15 protein-coding genes are annotated in these 18,567 nt (G+C 71.3%); 8 read left to right on the forward strand and 7 right to left on the reverse strand.

What is annotated here, in order from left to right; all coding sequences use genetic code 11:
* Positions 1 to 174: 174 nt before the first annotated feature.
* Entirely contained in the window at positions 175 to 1,416 is a 1,242-nt protein-coding gene (locus LV79_RS23220) for an LCP family protein (protein WP_253840280.1), read from the forward strand.
* Positions 1,417 to 1,612: 196 nt separating this feature from the next.
* On the forward strand, positions 1,613 to 2,344 hold the full coding sequence (locus LV79_RS23225; protein WP_372495405.1) for a peptidylprolyl isomerase: 732 nt from the start codon (positions 1,613 to 1,615) through the stop codon (positions 2,342 to 2,344).
* 261 nt (positions 2,345 to 2,605) lie between these two features.
* On the opposite strand, the gene LV79_RS23230 is transcribed toward LV79_RS23225, so the two are convergent.
* From LV79_RS23230 to LV79_RS23240, 3 genes are read right to left on the reverse strand one after another with little or no spacing between them, the layout of a single operon-like run.
* Positions 2,606 to 3,070, reverse strand: a complete 465-nt coding sequence (locus LV79_RS23230) for a peroxiredoxin (protein ID WP_253840281.1) — start codon at positions 3,068 to 3,070, stop codon at positions 2,606 to 2,608.
* Positions 3,067 to 3,837 carry a DUF1295 domain-containing protein gene (locus LV79_RS23235; protein WP_253840282.1) on the reverse strand — a complete coding sequence of 257 codons (771 nt, stop codon included), beginning with the start codon at positions 3,835 to 3,837 and terminating at the stop codon, positions 3,067 to 3,069. The genes LV79_RS23230 and LV79_RS23235 overlap by 4 nt, the downstream gene beginning before the upstream one ends.
* Complete coding sequence (locus LV79_RS23240) at positions 3,834 to 5,120, reverse strand: class I SAM-dependent methyltransferase (RefSeq protein WP_253840283.1); 1,287 nt, start codon at positions 5,118 to 5,120, stop codon at positions 3,834 to 3,836. The genes LV79_RS23235 and LV79_RS23240 overlap by 4 nt, the downstream gene beginning before the upstream one ends.
* Before the next feature lie 518 nt (positions 5,121 to 5,638).
* On the opposite strand from LV79_RS23240, the gene LV79_RS23245 reads away from it, so the two are divergent.
* Complete coding sequence (locus LV79_RS23245; RefSeq protein WP_253840284.1) at positions 5,639 to 6,238, forward strand: hypothetical protein; 600 nt, start codon at positions 5,639 to 5,641, stop codon at positions 6,236 to 6,238.
* Positions 6,239 to 6,360: 122 nt separating this feature from the next.
* Positions 6,361 to 8,427, forward strand: a complete 2,067-nt coding sequence (locus LV79_RS23250) for an ATP-binding protein (protein WP_253840285.1) — start codon at positions 6,361 to 6,363, stop codon at positions 8,425 to 8,427.
* A 162-nt stretch (positions 8,428 to 8,589) separates the two neighbouring features.
* On the opposite strand, the gene LV79_RS23255 is transcribed toward LV79_RS23250, so the two are convergent.
* Complete coding sequence (locus LV79_RS23255) at positions 8,590 to 9,072, reverse strand: nucleoside deaminase (RefSeq protein ID WP_253840286.1); 483 nt, start codon at positions 9,070 to 9,072, stop codon at positions 8,590 to 8,592.
* Positions 9,069 to 9,434 carry a hydroxyphenylacetyl-CoA thioesterase PaaI gene (paaI, locus tag LV79_RS23260; protein ID WP_253840435.1) on the reverse strand — a complete coding sequence of 122 codons (366 nt, stop codon included), beginning with the start codon at positions 9,432 to 9,434 and terminating at the stop codon, positions 9,069 to 9,071. Before paaI ends, LV79_RS23255 begins: the two co-directional genes overlap by 4 nt.
* Positions 9,435 to 9,559: 125 nt before the next feature.
* Between paaI and icmF the strand changes: the two genes are divergently transcribed.
* Both icmF and LV79_RS23270 read left to right on the forward strand, forming a co-directional pair.
* Positions 9,560 to 12,778, forward strand: coding sequence for a fused isobutyryl-CoA mutase/GTPase IcmF (icmF, locus tag LV79_RS23265; protein WP_253840287.1), 3,219 nt, complete (start codon positions 9,560 to 9,562; stop codon positions 12,776 to 12,778).
* Positions 12,779 to 12,829: 51 nt separating this feature from the next.
* Complete coding sequence (locus LV79_RS23270; protein ID WP_285469948.1) at positions 12,830 to 13,687, forward strand: 3-hydroxybutyryl-CoA dehydrogenase; 858 nt, start codon at positions 12,830 to 12,832, stop codon at positions 13,685 to 13,687.
* A gap of 3 nt (positions 13,688 to 13,690) precedes the next feature.
* On the opposite strand, the gene LV79_RS23275 is transcribed toward LV79_RS23270, so the two are convergent.
* Positions 13,691 to 14,251 (reverse strand): cadmium resistance transporter, encoded by a 561-nt coding sequence (locus LV79_RS23275; RefSeq protein WP_253840437.1) that lies wholly within the window; start codon positions 14,249 to 14,251, stop codon positions 13,691 to 13,693.
* A 162-nt stretch (positions 14,252 to 14,413) separates the two neighbouring features.
* Here LV79_RS23275 and LV79_RS23280 point away from each other — a divergent pair, with 162 nt between their 5' ends.
* Both LV79_RS23280 and LV79_RS23285 read left to right on the forward strand, forming a co-directional pair.
* Positions 14,414 to 15,808, forward strand: coding sequence for a CoA transferase (locus LV79_RS23280; RefSeq protein WP_253840288.1), 1,395 nt, complete (start codon positions 14,414 to 14,416; stop codon positions 15,806 to 15,808).
* Positions 15,809 to 16,227: 419 nt separating this feature from the next.
* Positions 16,228 to 17,223 (forward strand): beta-ketoacyl-ACP synthase 3, encoded by a 996-nt coding sequence (locus LV79_RS23285; RefSeq protein WP_253840289.1) that lies wholly within the window; start codon positions 16,228 to 16,230, stop codon positions 17,221 to 17,223.
* Here the strand turns inward: LV79_RS23285 and LV79_RS23290 are convergent.
* Positions 17,216 to 18,559, reverse strand: a complete 1,344-nt coding sequence (locus LV79_RS23290) for a GH1 family beta-glucosidase (RefSeq protein ID WP_253840290.1) — start codon at positions 18,557 to 18,559, stop codon at positions 17,216 to 17,218. The genes LV79_RS23285 and LV79_RS23290 overlap by 8 nt on opposite strands.
* Between the last annotated feature and the right edge of the window lie 8 nt (positions 18,560 to 18,567).

The following is an 18,567-nucleotide window of genomic DNA, read 5'->3' on the forward strand; positions in this document are numbered from 1 at the left end:
ACCCCGGGTGATCGCCGCCCCCTGGTGATCTTGGTGGGGCCCGCCGGCTACGGTGTGCGCGCGGTGCGCCGCCGGTGGGCAACCCATCCCGGTCGTCCCGCGTCCTGACGGGTGAGGTGGGAGAATCCCACGGGTGAGGGGTCGGTCTGTGACGCGCCAGGTGGGTGGGCTCCGATGAGTTCTGGGATGGGCCCTGGGCAGCAGCCGGGGCGGCGCTACAACCCGACCAGGAAGATGGAGCAGCCCGGGTCGGACAACCGGCCGCCGCCGTACCGGCCGGAACCCTCGGTGCCCCAGTACCAGCCGACGTCCTACCAGCCCCAGCAGCGCCAGAACCGCGCCGACCGGCCGCAACCGCCGCGGCAGCAGCCCCGCGCCTACCAGCCGGAGCCGCCGCGCACGCCGCCGCCCGGTCAGCCGCCGGGCCAGAAGGGCTTCGGGGGACCGCCCCCGCGTCGGCGCAGGCGCAAGGGCCGGATCGCGCTGATCGCGCTGGCCGTCGTCGTCGCGCTGTTCGCCGGGCTCTGGGTGTACCTGGAGACCGCGCTCAACCGGGTCGAGGCGCTGACCGACTACGAGGGCAGGCCCGCGGCGGGCGCGGGCACCAACTGGCTGATCGTCGGGTCCGACAGCCGCGAGGAGCTCTCCGCCGAGGACGAGGCGCGGCTGGCCACCGGTGACGCCAAGGGCAAGCGCACCGACACGATCATGCTGATGCACATCCCGGACAACTCGACCAAGCCGACGCTGGTGTCGCTGCTGCGCGACTCGCTGGTCGACATCCCGGGCAAGGGCCAGAACAAGCTCAACGCGGCGTTCGCCTTCGGGGGCGCGCCGCTGCTGGCCAAGACCGTGGAGCTGGAGACCGGGCTGCGGCTCGACCACTACGTCGAGATCGGCTTCGGCGGCTTCGCCAACGTGGTCGACGCGGTCGGCGGCGTGGAGATGTGCCTGCCTGCCCCGATGGAGGACCCGCTGGCGGGCATCAACCTCCCGGCGGGCTGCCAGGAACTCGATGGCGCCAACGCGCTCGGCTACGTCCGCACCCGCAAGGGGCCGCGCGCCGACCTGGACCGGGTCATCCGGCAGCGCGAGTTCATCGGCGCGCTGACCGACAAGGCCACCAGCTTCGGCACGCTGGTCAACCCGTTCCGGGTGATCCCGCTGCTCTCCAGCGCGCCCGCGGCGGTGACCATCGACGAGGGCGACCACCTGCACAACCTGCCCAGCCTCGCGTTCGCCATGGGTGCGGGCGACGGGCTGCTGACGACCACCGTCCCGTTCGGCGGGTCCAAGAGCGTCAAGGGCGTCGGGTCGGCGATCGTGTGGGACGAGGCCAAGGCGGGCAAGCTGTTCACCGCGCTGCGCACCGACGCCGAGGTCCCGCCGGAGGCGATCGTCGCGCCGCCGAAGTAGCCCCGTAGCGATCCGTGGACCGGGCCGCCTGCGTGCGTGGTCCGGCCGCGGAGGCTGCGGGGAACGGTGCGGGAACGCCGAGTTTGGGCCGTTCGGCCGTGCCGGGGTGCCGTCGTGCGCACCTGTTCTGGTGACGGAGGGCTGCCCTACCCTCGCCGTCGGCGACCGACACCCGGCCGCCGACTAGGAGGAACTCGTGACGTCCGTGCTCATCCGCGGGGTAGTCGCCGCGGCGTTGGCGCTCTCCGCCGCCGTGGTCGTCCCCGGTGCCGCGTCGGCCTCGGTCGACCAGCCGCCGAAGGTGACCAAGGGTCCGTGCCAGTACACCGAGACCCCGGACGACCCCGCCGCCCGCCCGGTGGGGCTGCCCCGCGACCCGCGGCACACCCCGAGCCGGGGAACGGTCAAGGTCGACCTGCCCACCAGCCAGGGCCCGCTCGGCCTGACCCTGGACCGGGCCAAGGCGCCCTGCACGGTGCAGAGCTTCCTGCACTTGGCCGAGCACCGGTACTACGACTTCACCACCTGCCACCGCCTCACCGCCTACCCCACCCTCAAGGTCCTGCAGTGCGGCGACCCCACCGGCACCGGCGAGGGCGGCCCCGGCTACAAGTACAAGGACGAACTCCCCACCGACCTGCCCACCTGGCCGGGTGACACCACCGGCACCCGCAAGGTCTACGCCCGAGGCCTCCTCGCCATGGCCAACGCGGGCCCCGCCACCAATGGCAGCCAATTCTTCCTCGTCTACGGCGACTCCCGCCTCCTCGCCAACTACACCGTCTTCGGCTCGGTTGACGCCCGCGGCCTCGCGACCCTCGACAAGGTAGCCGCAGGCGGCATCCAGCCCACCGCAGACAACCCCGCCCCCGTCGACGGCACCCCGGTCAAGACCACCAAACTCCTCCGCGCCCACGTCCGCTGCTGATCCCGCTGACCCCATGAAACACCCAACGGGTCGTGCCCCCACAAGGGACACGACCCGTTGGCTTTCAAGGACTTCGGATGCTTCGCCGCCTGCGGCTGCCGTGCCCACGCATAGCGCGCCTTGTGGATTGGCTTCAGCTGCCGTCAATGACGAGGAACCGCCGTACTGCACCCGATCACTGTGGACAGTGCGGCACGGTTGGAGCGGTAGTGCGCTGACCCTGCTTCGCAAGGCGTTGCGGGATCGGGGGGCGTTGCTCGGCTAGGCGGTCTTGGAGAGGCGTTCGCGGAGGGTTTCCAGGGCTTTGTCGGCGTGGACGGCCATGCGGAGTTCGCTCTTGATGGCGGCGAGCACGGTGCGGTCGGTGTCGATGACGAAGGTCATGCGCTTGGTGAGCAGGGGGCCGAAGCGGCGGCGGACGCCGAACTGGGTGGCGACGGTGCCGTCGGTGTCGGCGAGCAGCGGGTAGTCGAAGGAGTTGATCTCCGAGAACTTGGCCTGCTTGGCCACGTCGTCCGGGCTGATGCCGACCCGGTGCGCGCCGACCTCGGCGAACTCCTTGGCCAAGTCGCGGAAGTGGCAGGACTCCGCGGTGCAGCCGCCGGTCATCGCGGCCGGGTAGAAGAAGAGGACGACCGGGCCCGTCTCCAGCCACTCGCTCAGCGTGCGCGGGGTGCCGGTGTCGTCGGGGAGGGTGAAGTCCGGTGCGGTGTCGCCCGTCTTCATGCGCGGGTTCCTCTCTTCGGGGGGAGCGGGAAGAACCCGCTCGTGCGCGCCACGTAGTCGGCGTAGCCGGGGCGGCTGGACGACAGGTGGCGCTCGGTCAGGGGTTTGCCGGTGCCCTTGGCCAGCAGGTACGTCATGAGGACCGGCGACGCCAGGGTCGCGGCGCCGAGCCACGAGTGGCACGCGGTGAGGTACACGCCCCACCACACGCACGCGTCGCCGAAGTAGTTGGGGTGGCGGGTGTAGCGCCAGAGCCCGGTGTCGAGCACGGTCCCCTTGGTCGCCGGGTCGGCCTTGAAGCGGGCCAGTTGCCAGTCTCCCACGGTCTCGAACACCAGGCCGACCAGCCACACCGCGACGCCCGCGTAAGTCAACGCGGTGACCCTGCCGTGCTCGGCGGCCAGCACCGGCAGCGACACGAACCACATGATCGCCGCCTGCGGCAGGAACACCCGGCGCAGCATGTGCAGTCGCGGATCACCCTTGGCGTTGCCGAGGATCTCGACGTACCGGCGGTCCTCCGGCTTACCCCGGTTGCGCCGGTGGATGTGCGCGGCCAGCCGCACGCCCCACAGCACGACCATCGCCGTCACCGTCAACCGCTGTGCCAAGTCCCCTGTGGACACAACGCACGCCACCACGGCGATAGCGGCGAAACCCAGTCCCCACACCGTATCGATCAGGTCCCAACGCCCACGCCGGACGCTGACGACGAAGGTCGCCCCGACAACGACGACCACCACTGCGAGCGCGACGAGCAGGATCACACCGACTCCGAGGCGAGCAGCTCGGCGCGGGTCCGGGGCAGCCCGGCCACTCCCGCCGCGGTCGGTCGAACGGCCAGCACCTGGTGCACCCCGATCCGGTTCTCCTCGAACGCCAACGCGCTGCCCGCCATGTACAGCCGCCACACCCGCGTGGTCGTCTCCCCGGCCAGCGCGACCAGCTCGTCCCAGCGCGACTCGATCGTCTCGCCCCACGCCCGGCACGTCCACACGTAGTGCTCCCGCAGCGCCTCGACGTCGCGGACCTCCAGACCCGTGTCCTCCAGCATGTCCACGGTCTGCCCCACCGGCCGCATGTTCATGTCCGGCGCGATGTAGGTCTCGATGAACGACCCCCCGCCCTGCGCCACGGCCCCGCGTGACATCTGCTGCAGCAGCAACCGACCCTCGGGCTTGAGCATCTTGAACAGCGTCTCGGCGTACTGGGGGTAGTTCTCGGCGCCGACGTGCTCGCCCATCTCCAGCGTGCCGATCGCGTCGAACGGCTCGTCGGTCAGCTCGCGGTAGTCCTGCAGCCGCACGTCGACCCGGTCGCCGAGGCCCTCGGCCGCGATCCGCTCCAGCACGAAGTCCCGCTGCTGCTCGGACAGCGTGATGCCGGTGACGTGCACGCCGTGGTGCTTGGCCGCGTGGATCGCCAGCGACCCCCACCCGCAGCCGACATCGAGCATCCGCATGCCCGGCCGGAGCCCCAGCTTCACGCAGACCAGCTCCAACTTGTCCCGCTGCGCGTCCTCCACGCCGTAGTCGGGCGCGTCCGAGGTCCAGTACGCGCAGGAGTACGCCATGTTGGGGTCCAGCACGCGCTCGTAGAAGGCGTTGGACATGTCGTAGTGGTGCGCGATCGCCGCCCGGTCGCGGTGCCGGGTGTGCTTGCGGCCCGAGAGCCGGGCCTCCTCCGCCGGTGGGCGCGGGCGGGGACCGACCAGACCGAGCCGCACGCCGGTGCCGACCAGCGACAGCTTGTCCTTGACCGTGACCTCCCGGATCCCGCCGCCGCGCGCCATCGCCCAGAACAGGGACAACGCCTCGCCGAGGTCACCGTCGACGTCCAGCTCACCGGAGACGTACGCGCGCGCCAACCCGAGCTCGTTCGGGTCCCACAGCAACCGCCGCAACGCCCGCCGGTCCCGCACGACCGCCACCGGGCCGCCCTCCGGCCCCGCCTCGCTGCCGTCCCAGGCACGCACCCGCAGGGGCAGCGGCCCACCGAGCACCCGCTCCGCGACCTCGACGAGCACCGGGGCGACTGGGGATGTGGCCACGCGCGACTCCCATCTTCCATCTTCCGAGCTGACACCGACCACCGGTCATTCGGTCCAGCCACCGCCGAGGATGGGTCGCGCGCGTAAGAGCGCCATGATCGACATCGTGCGGCCATGGTCGACACCGGACGGTCGGGGCGGCGCTGTGCGGGCGGTGCCGTTGCTGGCGAAACGCCTCGCAGGCAACCAGCCCGTACGTCACCCCCCAGCGTGGGCGTCACCATCAGGCCACCGAGCCCGGCCAAGATCAACTTCGCTCTCGGGGCCCACCCTCCCGGGGCCCGGGGCCCCATCTCTGAACGTAGCGCTCCGCCGGACTTGTCAATACCCCTGGTGCCGGACCTGTGGACAAACGGCGGCCTTGGGGATAACCCGCGTCTGGGCCGCGGCGACGAGGGTGATCGCCGGTGGCCACGTGTCCGACGTGTGCATCGAACTGGACGCCGCGGTCGACGCTGCGTAGGTGGGGTTCGGTCGGCACTATGCGGGTGGGTGGGGTCGTGATTGACACTGTGCGGGTGAACGAGGTCGTTGTCCGGGAGAACCGGCTGGCCAAGGTGGTCAGTGAGGTGTGTTCGCCCGCGGTCGTGGTGTTGCTGTTGCCGCTTGTTGTCGCCTGGTCGGCCACCGGCGGCGATGTGGCGCGCACGCTGTTGTGGGGATTGGAGGTGGCGCTGTTCTCCAGCGTGCTGCCGATGGTGTTCATCGTCCGCGGTGCCAGGGCGGGCCGTTGGGACACCCACCACGTCCGCGATCGCGAGCACCGGTTCGTCCCCCTCGCGGTAGGCCTGGGTTCCACGGCCGTGGGCATCGCGATCCTGGTGGTCGCCGACGCCCCGCGTGAGGTGTTGGCGCTGTCGTTGTCGATGTTCGCGACCCTCACGGTGTGCGTCGCGATCACCCGGCGCTGGAAGATCTCGCTGCACGCGGCGGTCGCCGGGGGAGCGGTGGCGATGGTGACGCTGCTGCACGGTCCGTGGTCACTGCTCCTGGTGCTCCCCGTCGCGCTGGTGTGCTGGTCGCGGGTGGTGCTCGGCGACCACACCGTGGCGCAGGTCGTGGTGGGCGCGGTGGTGGGCCCGATGGTCGGTGGAGTGGTCTTCCTGCCCCTGGTCTGACGCTGCGTCACCGGCCATCCCCCGAACGGCCGATTGTCGGGTGCGAAAGCTTCAGGTCTGCCTGGTGTGGTCGATGGGATACGTGTGGGGGTCTCGGCTTTTCGGCTCGGGAGGCGCACGTGGTGGACGAGGCCGCGCGGCTCGCCGCGCTGCACGAGTACGGGGTGCTCGACGCGCCCGCGGACGACGAGCTGGCCGCCGTCGTGCGGGTCGCCGCGATGCTGGCCACGGTGCCGACCGCGACGCTGAACCTGTTCGACGAGAACCGCCAGTGCCAGCTGACCACGTTCGGGTTCGAGGGCGCCGACTCGCCGCGCTCGGCCGCCATGTGCGAGGTCGTGGTCGCCACCGGCGTCCCCGTGCACGTCGCCGACGCCAGCACCGACGAGCGCTTCTCCGCGAACCCGTGGGTGACCGGCGAGCTGGCCAGGGTCCGCGGGTACGCCTCGGTCCCGCTGATCACCCCCGCCGGGCACGTGCTCGGCACCCTCTGCGCGTTCGACAGCGAGGCCCGCGCGTTCACCGACGAGCAGATCACCGCGCTGGAGGACCTCGCCACGGTCGTGCTGTCGCTGTTCGAGCGGCGCAGGCAGGCCAGGGTCACCGAGGCGCTCGCGGTGGAGGCCCAGCAGGCGCGGGCGCTGGCCGAGGAGTACGCCCAGCAGCTCGAGGCGCGCCGCCAGCTCACCGACGCGGTGCACGAGTCGATCGACGTGGCCATCGTGGTGTGCGACGAGTTCGGACGGCTGTCGATGTTCAACCGCGCCGCCCGCGAGTGGCACGGCATCGAGCCGGACGCCGGGGTCGACGCCGAGGACTGGGCGGGCCGCTACAGCCTCTACGACCGCGACGGCGTCACCCCGCTGCCGGTGCCGCAGATCCCGCTGTACCGGGCGCTGCACGAGGGTGAGGTCGCGGGCCAGGAGATGGTCATCGCGCCCGCCGGTCGTCCGCCGGTGCGGGTCGTGTGCACGGGGCGCGCGCTGCGGCGGGCCGACGGGAGTCCGCTCGGCGCGGTCGTGGCGATGAGCGACGTGACCGTGGAACGGGCGCAGCGCCGGGAACTGGCCGACCGGGAACGGCTGCTCACCACTGTGCTCGACACCGCGCAGGACGCGTTCGTGGTCACCGATCCGGACGGCGTGGTCACGCGGTGGAACCCGGCGGCCGAGGCGATGTTCGGCTGGTCGTCGATCGAGGCGGGTGGGCGCAGACTGGAGGAGTTGGTGTTCCCGCAGCGCGCCGACGGCGAGAGCCTGCTGGCCCGCGCCGCTTTGGGCAACACCCGGCTGGTCAGGGTCCCCGCGAGGCGCCGGGACGGCACGGCGTTGCTGGTCGAGCTGAGCCTCGCGCCGTTCACCTGGCAGGGGGAGAAGCGCTTTCACGCGTTCTTGCGCGACGTCACCGAGCGTGAGGCGGCCCGGGAGCGCTTGGCGCTGGCCAACAGCGAGCTGGCGGCGGCGAACGACGAGCTCGACCGGTTCACCGCCATGGTGGCGCACGACCTGAAGAGCCCGTTGACCGCGATCACCGCCTACGCCGAGGTCTTCGCCGAGCTGGGGGAGCGGTCGCCGAGCGAGGTCAAGGCCGTCGCCGCGATCACCCGCTCCGCCGCCAGGATGACCTCGATGATCGACGACCTGCTGGCCCACGCCAAGGCCTGCCACGAACCGCTGAGCCTGCGGTCGGTCGACCTCGGCACCCTCGTCGACGACCTCACCACCGAACTCCGCACCTCCTGCGGCGCCCACATCACCATCACCCACGACCACCTCCCCGCCATCCCCGCCCAACCCACCTTCCTGCGCCAGGTGATGGCCAACCTCCTGGGCAACGCCGTCAAGTACGTCGCCCCCGACGTCTCCCCCCGGGTCCACATCACCGCCGAGTCCACCGACGGCTGGGTCACCATCCGCACCACCGACAACGGCATAGGCATCGACGAATCCTCCCGCGACAAGGTCTTCGCCCTCTTCCACCGCGAAGAAGCAGGCGCCGGCTACCAAGGAACCGGCATCGGCCTCAGCACCTGCAAACGCATAATCGAACGCCACGGCGGCCGGATCTGGATAGAACCCGGTCCAACAGACGGCACCACCGTCTGCTTCACCCTCCCCGCCCGCAGCCACACCGCCCCACCCCAACGCTCCGGCCCCGACCACCGCGCCACCGCCGACCGACCCAGGTGAGCGAGTGCCTTCGCCCTCTCGGCCGCGACCTCTGCCCTCTCAACCTCGCCCTCTTGAGCTTTGACAGCCTCGGTAACCCTTCGGACCCGCCGTCCTAGTGATGCGAACTCGCGGCAGGAGGTCCCACCCGTTCAGGCGAGCGCGTGCGCGGTCGTCGTCGGGTCAGTAGTCGGTGCGGTCTGGGCGGGTGGTCCAGGCGGTGAAGGGGGCTGATTCGGTGCCGGGGCGGTGGTGGTCGACTTTGAGCGGCCAGGTGTCGCGGGGGCGGGCGAGGACGTCGTAGAACTCGCTGTCGGCGAAGCCTGCTTTGGCGGCGTCCTCGCGGTCGGCGGCGTAGATGACCCGGTCCAGGCGGGACCAGAGGGCGGCCGAGAGGCACAGCGGGCACGGTTCGCACGAGGAGACCAGGGTGAGGCCGTGGAGGCGGAAGTCGCCGAGGGTTTGGCAGGCGGTGCGGATGGCTACCACTTCGGCGTGGGCGGTGGGGTCCAGGTCGGCGGTGACCCGGTTGACGCCGCGGGCGATGACCTCGTCGCCGCGCACGACCAGGGCGCCGAAGGGGCCGCCGCCTCGGGCGACGTTGGTGGTGGCGAGGTCGATGGCCTCGGCCAGCCAGTGCTCGGCGGTCATCCGCTCAGCGGTCATCGCAGTGTCCTGCTCCTGCCGCGGAACTCGGCGACGACGTCGGCGCCTCGGGTGACCGTGACGTCGTAGATGCCGCTGCGGCCGTAGGTGGTCCGCTCGGTGGCGGTGGCGACCAGGTCGTCGCCCAGGTGGACGGTGGTGACGAAGGTGATGTCGGCACCCGCGGCGACGGTGACCGGCCCGTGGCTGTTGCACGCGCAGGCGAACGCGGTGTCGGCCAGCAGGAACACGTACCCGCCGTGGCCGATGCCGTGCCCGTTGACCATGGTCTCGGTGATCCGCATGGTCACCGCCGCGGTGCCGGGTCCGGCGTCGAGCAGCCTGATGCCCAGCGCGGACGACGCGAGGTCGTCGGCGAGCATCCTGGTCACCGGTTCCGGTATCACCCGACCATCCTAGGACCGTTAGTTCAGCCACACGGTACTTGCCCGTCCGAAAGTAGGACGTCAAACTAAATCGGCTACCTCGCACACCCCCGGGAGGGCCCATGTCCGCCGAGCTGCACCGTCCGGTCAACCCGGTCCGGTTCGTCACCGCGGCCAGCCTGTTCGACGGCCACGACGCGGCGATCAACATCATGCGCCGGATCCTGCAGTCCCAGGGCGCCGAGGTGATCCACCTCGGGCACAACCGGTCGGTCCGCGAGGTGGTGAACGCCGCCATCCAGGAGGACGTGCAGGGCGTGGCCATCAGCGCCTACCAGGGCGGGCACGTCGAGTACTTCAGCTACCTGGTCGAGCTGCTCGCCGAGAACGGCGCGGGCCACGTCAAGGTGTTCGGCGGCGGGGGTGGCGTGATCGTCCCCGACGAGATCAAGCTGCTGCACTCGCGCGGGGTCGCGCGCATCTTCTCCCCGGAGGACGGCCAGCGCCTCGGCCTGGCCAAGATGATCAACTCGATGGTCGAGGCCTGCGACTTCACCCCACCGGGTGACATCACCCGGGACGTGCTGCTCGCGGGCGACCACGCCGCGCTGGCCAGGGCGATCTCCCGGATCGAGGCGGGCACCCTGCCCGACGACATCGCGCTGACCACCGACAAGCACGTCCCGGTCCTGGGCATCACCGGCACCGGCGGCTCCGGCAAGTCCTCGCTGACCGACGAGATCGTCCGCAGGCTGCGCCTGGACCAGCAGGACAAGCTGCGCGTCGCGGTCATCGCCGTCGACCCGACCCGCCGCCGCGGCGGCGGCGCGCTGCTCGGCGACCGGATCCGGATGAACTCCCTCGACGGCGACCGGGTGTTCTTCCGCTCGCTGGCCACCCGCGGCGCGGGCTCCGAGGTCCCCGACGGCTTGGCCGACTCGATCGCCGCCGCCAAGGCCGCGGGCAACGACCTGGTCATCGTGGAGACCCCCGGCATCGGCCAGGGCGACGCCGCGATCGTGCCCTACGTCGACGTCTCGCTGTACGTGATGACGCCGGAGTTCGGCGCCGCCTCGCAGCTGGAGAAGATCGACATGCTCGACTTCGCCGACGTCGTGGCCATCAACAAGTTCGAGCGCCGCGGCGCCGAGGACGCCCGCCGCGACGTGGCCCGCCAGCTGGTGCGCAACCGGGAGGCGTTCGGCAAGTCCTGGGAGGACATGCCGGTCTACGGCACCAGCGCCGCCACCTTCAACGACGACGGCGTCACCGCGCTCTACCAGGAGCTGCGCACCCTGCTGGCGGACAAGGGCGTCGCGTTCACCGACGGCGTCATCCCGCGCGTCGAGGGCAAGGTGTCCACCTCGGCGGCCACCGTCGTCCCGCCCCAGCGCGCCCGCTACCTGTCCGACATCGCCGAGTCGGTGCGCGGCTACCACCGCAAGACCGACCAGCAGGTCGACGCCGTGCGCGAGCACTCCGCGCTCACCCTGGCGCACAAGGCGCTCGAGGCGGCCGGTGCGTCCACAGAGGACGTCGACCGGCTCGCTGGCGAGGTGGCCCGCAAGGTCGAGCGCGACACCGAGGACCTGCTCGCCGACTGGCCGTCCACTGTGGAGCAGTACCGCGCCGAGGAGCTCGTGGTCAGGGTCAGGGACAAGGAGCTGCGCACCCAGCTGTGGCGCGAGACCCTGTCCGGCAACAAGGTCCCCCGGGTCGCGCTGCCCCGCTTCGACGACCAGGCCTCGCTGGTCCGGTTCCTGCGCAAGGAGAACCTGCCCGGCCGGTTCCCGTTCGCCGCCGGGGTGTTCCCGTTCAAGCGCGAGGGCGAGGACCCGGCCCGCATGTTCGCCGGTGAGGGCGACGCGTTCCGCACCAACCGCCGGTTCAAGCTGCTGTCCGAGGGCAACCCGGCCACCCGGCTCTCCACCGCGTTCGACTCGGTCACCCTCTACGGCCGCGACCCCGACACCCCGCCGGACGTCTACGGCAAGATCGGCACCTCCGGGGTCTCCATCGCCTCGCTGGAGGACATGAAGGTCCTCTACGACGGCTTCGACCTCACCGCGCCGACCACCTCGGTGTCGATGACGATCAACGGCCCGGCGCCGACGATCCTGGCGTACTTCCTCAACACCGCCATCGACCAGCGGGTCGAGAAGTTCGTGGCGGACAACGGCAGGCAGCCCACCGGCGACGAGCGGGTCGAGCTGACCGCGTGGGCGCTGGCCAACGTGCGCGGCACGGTGCAGGCCGACATCCTCAAGGAGGACCAGGGCCAGAACACCTGCATCTTCTCCACCGAGTTCAGCCTGCGGATGATGGCCGACATCCAGGAGTGGTTCATCCGGCACAAGGTCCGCAACTTCTACTCGGTGTCCATCTCCGGCTACCACATCGCCGAGGCCGGGGCGAACCCCATCAGCCAGCTCGCCTTCACCCTGGCCAACGGGTTCACCTACGTCGAGTCGTACCTCGCGCGCGGCATGGACATCAACGACTTCGCGCCGAACCTGTCGTTCTTCTTCTCCAACGGCATGGACGCCGAGTACTCGGTGATCGGCCGGGTCGCCCGCCGGATCTGGGCGGTGGCCATGAAGGAGCGCTACGGCGCCGCCGAGCGGTCGCAGAAGCTCAAGTACCACGTGCAGACCTCCGGGCGCTCGCTGCACGCCCAGGAGATGAACTTCAACGACATCCGCACCACGCTGCAGGCGCTGTGCGCGCTCTACGACAACGCGAACTCGTTGCACACCAACGCCTACGACGAGGCCATCACCACCCCGACCGAGTCCTCGGTGCGCCGCGCGATGGCCATCCAGCTCATCATCAACAAGGAGTGGGGCCTGTCGATGAACGAGAACCCGCTGCAGGGTTCCTTCGTCATCGACGAGCTGACCGACCTGGTCGAGGAGGCCGTGCTCACCGAGTTCGACCGCATCTCCGACCGCGGCGGTGTCCTGGGCGCCATGGAGACCGGCTACCAGCGCGGCCGCATCCAGGACGAGTCGATGCTCTACGAGCACCGCAAGCACGACGGCAGCCTCCCGCTGGTCGGCGTCAACACCTTCCTGCCCGCCAAGGGCGAGGAGGACGAGGTCGTCGAGATCGAACTGGCCCGCGCCACCGAGGACGAGAAGCGCGCCCAGGTCGACCGCACCCGCGACTTCCAGCAGCGCCACCGCGACGAGGCCACCGCCGCGCTGGTCCGGCTGCGCGAGGTCGCCGCGTCCGACGAGAACGTCTTCGACGTGCTGATGGCCGCCGCGCGGGTGTGCACGCTGGGGCAGATCACCGAGGCCTTCTTCGAGGTCGGTGGGCAGTACCGTCGCAATGTGTGATGCTGGCCTGGTTTGTCGGAGTGCTGGGTGTCGAGTGGAGATGAGGTCGCGGTGAGCGGGATCAGCCGGGTCGGGGTCGTCGGGGCGGGTCTGATGGGCTCGGGCATCGCCGAGGTGTGCGCGCGGGCGGGCCTGGACGTGGTCGTCGCCGAGGTCAGCAGCGGCGCGCTGGAGTCGGGCCGCAAGCGGGTCGAGGCGTCGCTGGCGCGCGGCGTGCGCAACGGCAAGCTGGCCGAGGACGAGCGCGACGCCGCCCTGGCCAGGCTGCGGTTCACCACCGACCTGGGCGAGTTCGCCGACCGGCAGCTCACCGTCGAGGCGGTCGCGGAGAACGAGCAGGTCAAGACCGACGTGTTCACCACCCTGGACAAGGTCGTCGAGGACCCCGACGCGGTGTTCGCGTCCAACACCTCGTCCATCCCGATCATGAAGCTGGGCATGGCGACCTCGCGGCCGCACCAGGTCATCGGGGTGCACTTCTTCAACCCGGTGCCGGTGCTCAAGCTGGTGGAGCTGGTGCCGTCGCTGCTGACCGCCGACGAGACCCGCGACCGGGCCAAGGCGTTCGTCGAGGGCGCGCTGGGCAAGCAGGTCATCCTGTCGCAGGACCGGGCCGGGTTCGTGGTCAACGCCCTGCTCATCCCGTACCTGCTCTCGGCGATCCGGATGATGGAGTCCGGCTTCGCCTCCGCCGAGGACATCGACAACGGCATGGTGCTCGGCTGCGCGCACCCGATGGGACCGCTGCGGCTGACCGACCTGATCGGCCTGGACACCACCAAGGCCATCGCCGACTCGCTCTACGCCGAGTTCAAGGAGCAGCTCTACTCCGCCCCGCCGCTCCTGCTGCGCATGGTCGACGCGGGACTGCTCGGCAAGAAGAGCGGCCGCGGCTTCTACCAGTATTAGGGGTCACAGCAGGTCGAAGAGGATGAGGACGCCGATCCCGATGAGGACCACTGGCAGCAGCACGTGTCCCCATCGGGTCAGCGCGCGTCCCACGACCGGCCTACTGGCCACGAACAGCCCCACGGCGCACCACACGGCCACCAGCACCAGGAACACGGCGGCGTAGACGACCGTGTCCGCTGTCCCGCTGACGGCGAACACCGGCGCGTAGACGCCCACGTTGTCCCCGCCGTTGGCCAGTGTCACGCCTGCGACGGCGAGCAGCCCCGGACCGGTCCGGACGGACGGCTCGTCGTCGCGGTCCCGCCACGCCGACCAGGCCGCGCGCAGGCCCAAGGCCAGGGGGACCACGCCGAGCAGGGGGAGCAGGTGCTCGGGCAGCAGGCCCGCGCCCAGGCCGACCAGCACCGACGCCAGCAGGATCGCGGCGAACCCGAGGTACTGGCCCGCGACCACCACCGACCGCCGGGTGGCCTGGCCGAAGAACAGCGCCAACAGCACGACGTCGTCGACGTTGGTGACCGCGAACATCACCACCGCCCGACCGATGACAGCCAGGTCCACGCCGCGCAGCATGACAGACCGCCGCCGCTGGGCACGCGCGGTGATCACCCGGCTCGGATGTCACACGTTCAGGTGGAGAACGGTTCCCCGTCTCGCGGATCCGGTGGGTCTCTGGGGAAGGTGGTTGCCGATCTCGGGGCCGTGTCGCGCAGGAGTGGGGTGATGGCGAGGGTGACCTCCGCCTTGTGCGACGGCGCGTCCTGGGCCGGTCCGGTCGACCTGCCGCTGGCCGGGGAGATCGATGTGCAGGCCGCGTGCGGGCTCATGCACGTCAACGGCAGGCGCTTCGGCGCCCCGCGCAGGCTCGACCTCAACTACACCTGCCTGCTGGCCACCGAGCTGGGGGAGACCGGCGCGGTGGCGGTCGAGTTGGGCCGGGCGCGGGGGATCGCGGTGCGCGAGTCGACCACCTCGGCGGCGCAGGCCGCGCTGCTCGCGGTGTCGCAGTACCTCGCGTCGGCCACCGCGGGCCCGGAGATCATCCACCGGCCGGGCGGGGCGCCGCTGGTGTCGGTGGAGGGCATCGGCTACGAGATCGAGGCGGTCGACGCGGCGGTGTGGCGCCGGTTCTGGGACGCGATGGGCGCCGGGCCGCCCGCGATCGCCGCCGGGTGGCCGGTGTTCCACCGCCGCGAGCACACCGCGACCTGCCCGCTGCCCGCCGAACTCGGCCTGGTGGCGGCCAGGACCCCGATCGACCGGGCTGAGCAGTGCGCCCGCGGCACCGGCATGGCCCTGGTCCGCGTCGCGCACCCGCCGCTCGACGACCTCGCCCCGTACACCGCGCACCCGCTGGGCATCCCCGGCGGCGACCTCGCGCCGGTGGACGGGACGCTGCCGCTGTCCGGGCTGCGCGTGGTCGAGTGCTGCCGCCGCGACCACGGCGGGATGACCGGTCACCTGCTCGGCTTCCTCGGCGCGACCGTGGTGCGGGTCGAGCCGCCGGTGGGGGAGCCGCCCGCCGGCGGGGTGCCGATGGTCGGGGACGTTCCGGCCAGGGAACACGCGCTGAACCGGGGCAAGCGGTCCGTCGTCGCCGACGTGTCCACCCCGTCCGGCCGCGCCGTCGTCGGCGACCTGGTGTCCACCGCAGACGTGTTCACCCACGACTGGCCCGCCGGTCGCGCCGAGGCCTGGTCCCTCGACGCCGACGCCCTGACCGCGGTCCGCCCCGGCCTGGTCCACGCCCACGCCACCGACTGGGGTGCCGCGCTCGGCCCGTGGCCACCGCCGGGCAGCGACCCGATCGTCCAGGCGCACGCGGGCCTGCCGCCGACCCTGATGACCGTCGTCACCGTCTACGCGGGCGTCATCCTCGCCCGCGCCATCACCACCGCCCTGGTCCACCGCGCCGAACACCACACCGGCCACCGCCTCGAGTCCTCCCTCCTCTCCGCCGCCGCCACCCTCAACGCCCGCCGCGGCGCCTGCACCACCCCGCTGTCGGTCCCCGTCTGCACCGACCTCACCTCCCTGGCCACCGACCCCCGCTTCGCCAAAGCCCTGACCCACGACGGCTGCGTCGTCCCCACCAGCCCCTGGTCCTTCCACCCCTGACTTGTCCACACCCCCCACCCCCGAAGCCCTGTTCCTGTCACCCCCTCCTGGCAGGCTGTACATCGGGGGCTGCTCAGGCCGGTTCGATCTTGTGCGCCGCCCGCGCGCGACGGCACCACCACCCGATCCGCACGGCCGCCTCACCCGTTCCCGCCTGGACACTCACCCGCGGTGCACGCCCGCTCCCCGCCAACCACCCGTCCGCCGCCTTGCCCCCGGCGGCCCGGTCGTGGATCGGCGGTTCGATCTTGAACGACCGCCGCGCGCCCAGTGTCCACACGGGACAGGGGCCACCCGTGTGGGGTACCGGTGAGTGCTACTGGGCGGTTCGGGTGGGAAGTCGCTGGCACGTAACACCTTTGGTGAGAAATCCATCACAGGCGAGGCGTTACCCGGGGGTAGTTGACCACAGTGTCCCGGTGACAGTCATCGGTTTGCGCCAACGCGCCGGAGCGGTCGGCGCCCGGCTGGTCGGGCTCGGGTCGTACCGGCCTGCGACCGCCGTGGGCAGCGCGGAGATCGCCGCGCGGTTCGGCCGCACCGGCGAGTGGATCCGGGAGCGGACCGGCATCGTGTCCCGCCGGGTCGTCAAGGGCGAGGACCTGGAGACGATGGCCGTCACCGCGGGCACCCGGGCGCTGACCCAGGCGGGCATGCACGCCAGCGAGGTCGACCTGGTGATCGTCGCGACCTGCAGCGCGCAAAGCCCCGTCCCGGTCCGCGCCGCCACCGTCGCCAAGGCCCTCGGCTCGGCCACCGCCGCCGCGTTCGACCTCAACGCCGCCTGCTCGGGCTTCTGCTACGCGCTGGCCGTCGCCGCCGACGCCGTGCGCGCGGGCTCGGCCAGCCGGGTGCTGGTGATCGGCACCGAGGTCATGTCCACCTGGGTGGACCCGGCCGACCTGGGCACGTCGATCATCTTCGCCGACGGTGCCGGGGCCGCCGTGGTCGCCGCCGCCGACGAGCCGGGCATCGGCCCGATCGTGTGGGGCAGCGACGGCGCCGAGGCCAACGCCGAGCTGATCGAGATCCCGCGCGGCGGCCGGATGCGCATGCAGGGCCAGGCGGTGTTCCGCTGGGCGACCACGGAGATCCACCCGGTGGCCAGGCTGGCCTGCGAGCGGGCGGGCATCACCCCCGCCGACCTGGCCGCGATCGTGCCGCACCAGGCGAACCTGCGCATCATCGAGGCCATCGCCCGCAAGCTCGACGCGCCCAACGCGGTGATCGCCAGGGACGTGGTCGAGGCGGGCAACACCTCGGCGGCGTCCATCCCGATGGCCATGGAGCGGCTGGTCGCCGAGGGGCAGGTCGACCCGGGTGGCCTCGCGCTGCTGGTCGGCTTCGGCGCCGGGCTGACCTACGCCGCCCAGGTGGTCCGGATGCCCGCCCTGGTGCCCGCGCGGGTCAGCTGACCACCTGCCGGTACCAGTGGTAGGAGTCCTTCGGGGTGCGCCGCTGCGTGTCGTAGTCGATGTGGACGAGGCCGAAGCGCTCCCGGTAGCCCGCTGCCCACTCGAAGTTGTCCGTCGCCGACCACGCGAAGTAGCCGCGCACGTCCGCGCCTGCCGCGACCGCCTCGGCCAGCGCTCGCAGGTGCCCGTCGTGGTAGGCGATGCGGTCGGGGTCGGGCACTCGGCCGTCGACCGGGTCGGGATCGTGGTAGGAGCAGCCGCTTTCGGTGATGTAGAGGGGCGGAAGCGCGTCGCCGTAGCGTTCCACGAGGGTCGCGACGGTCTCGCGCAGTCCATCTGGGACGATCGGCCAACCGAAGTCGGTCGTGGGGTAGCCGGTGATCGGTCGCGGCGCGAACGGCAGACCTGGTGGGAGCATGGCACCTTCCACCTCGCCGGTGTCTGATGTGGACCCGCCGATCAGGGTGGGCTGGTAGTAGTTGACGCCGTAGAAGTCCAGCGGCTCGGAGATCACCTTGAGGTCTTCGACGACCGGACCCGGCATCGCGGCGGCGAGTTCGGGGGCCGGGTAGGTGCCGAGCAGCACCGATTCGGCGAACAGTCGGTTCACGATGGTGTCGTAGGTCTCCGCGGCGTTGGCGTCCACTTCGGAGTCTGTTTCAGACCACACTGGACCGTGGTTGTTGGCGATCCCGATCCCGGTGCATCCCGCTGCTCGCAGTGCTTGTACCGCGCGTCCGTGTCCTAAAAGGAGATGGTGGACGACGGGAAGCGCGCCGAATCCGAGGGACTTGCCGGGGGCGTGGTTGCCGAGCGCGTAGCCGAACATGGTGACGACGACCGGTTCGTTGAGCGGCATCCACAGCGCGACCCGGTCCTTGAGCCGCTCGGCGACCACGGCGGCGTAGTCGGCGAAGCGCTCGGTGGTGTCCCGTTCGAGCCAGCCGCCCGCGTCCTCCACCGATTGCGGGGTGTCCCAGTGGAAGAGGGTGATGGCGGGGGCGATCCCGGCTTCGACGAGCTCGTCGACCAGGCGGTCGTAGAAGTCCAGGCCGGTCGGGTTGACTTTGCCCGCAGGCATGACCCGTGGCCAGGACACGGAGAACCGGTACGCGCCGACGCCGAGGTCGCGCAACAGTGCGACGTCCTCGCGGTACCGGTGGTAGTGGTCGGTCGCGATCGCACCGGTGTGCCCGTCGCGGATCTTGCCCGGCTCGGCGCAGAACGTGTCCCACACCGACCTCGCCCTGCCTCCCTCGTCGACGGCACCTTCGACCTGGTAGGCGGCCGAGGCCACCCCCCACAGGAAGTCGGCGGGCAACCCTGGGAACGGCATGCGTCCTC

This window comes from Actinokineospora globicatena (genome assembly GCF_024171945.1).
Classification (GTDB): domain Bacteria; phylum Actinomycetota; class Actinomycetes; order Mycobacteriales; family Pseudonocardiaceae; genus Actinokineospora; species Actinokineospora globicatena.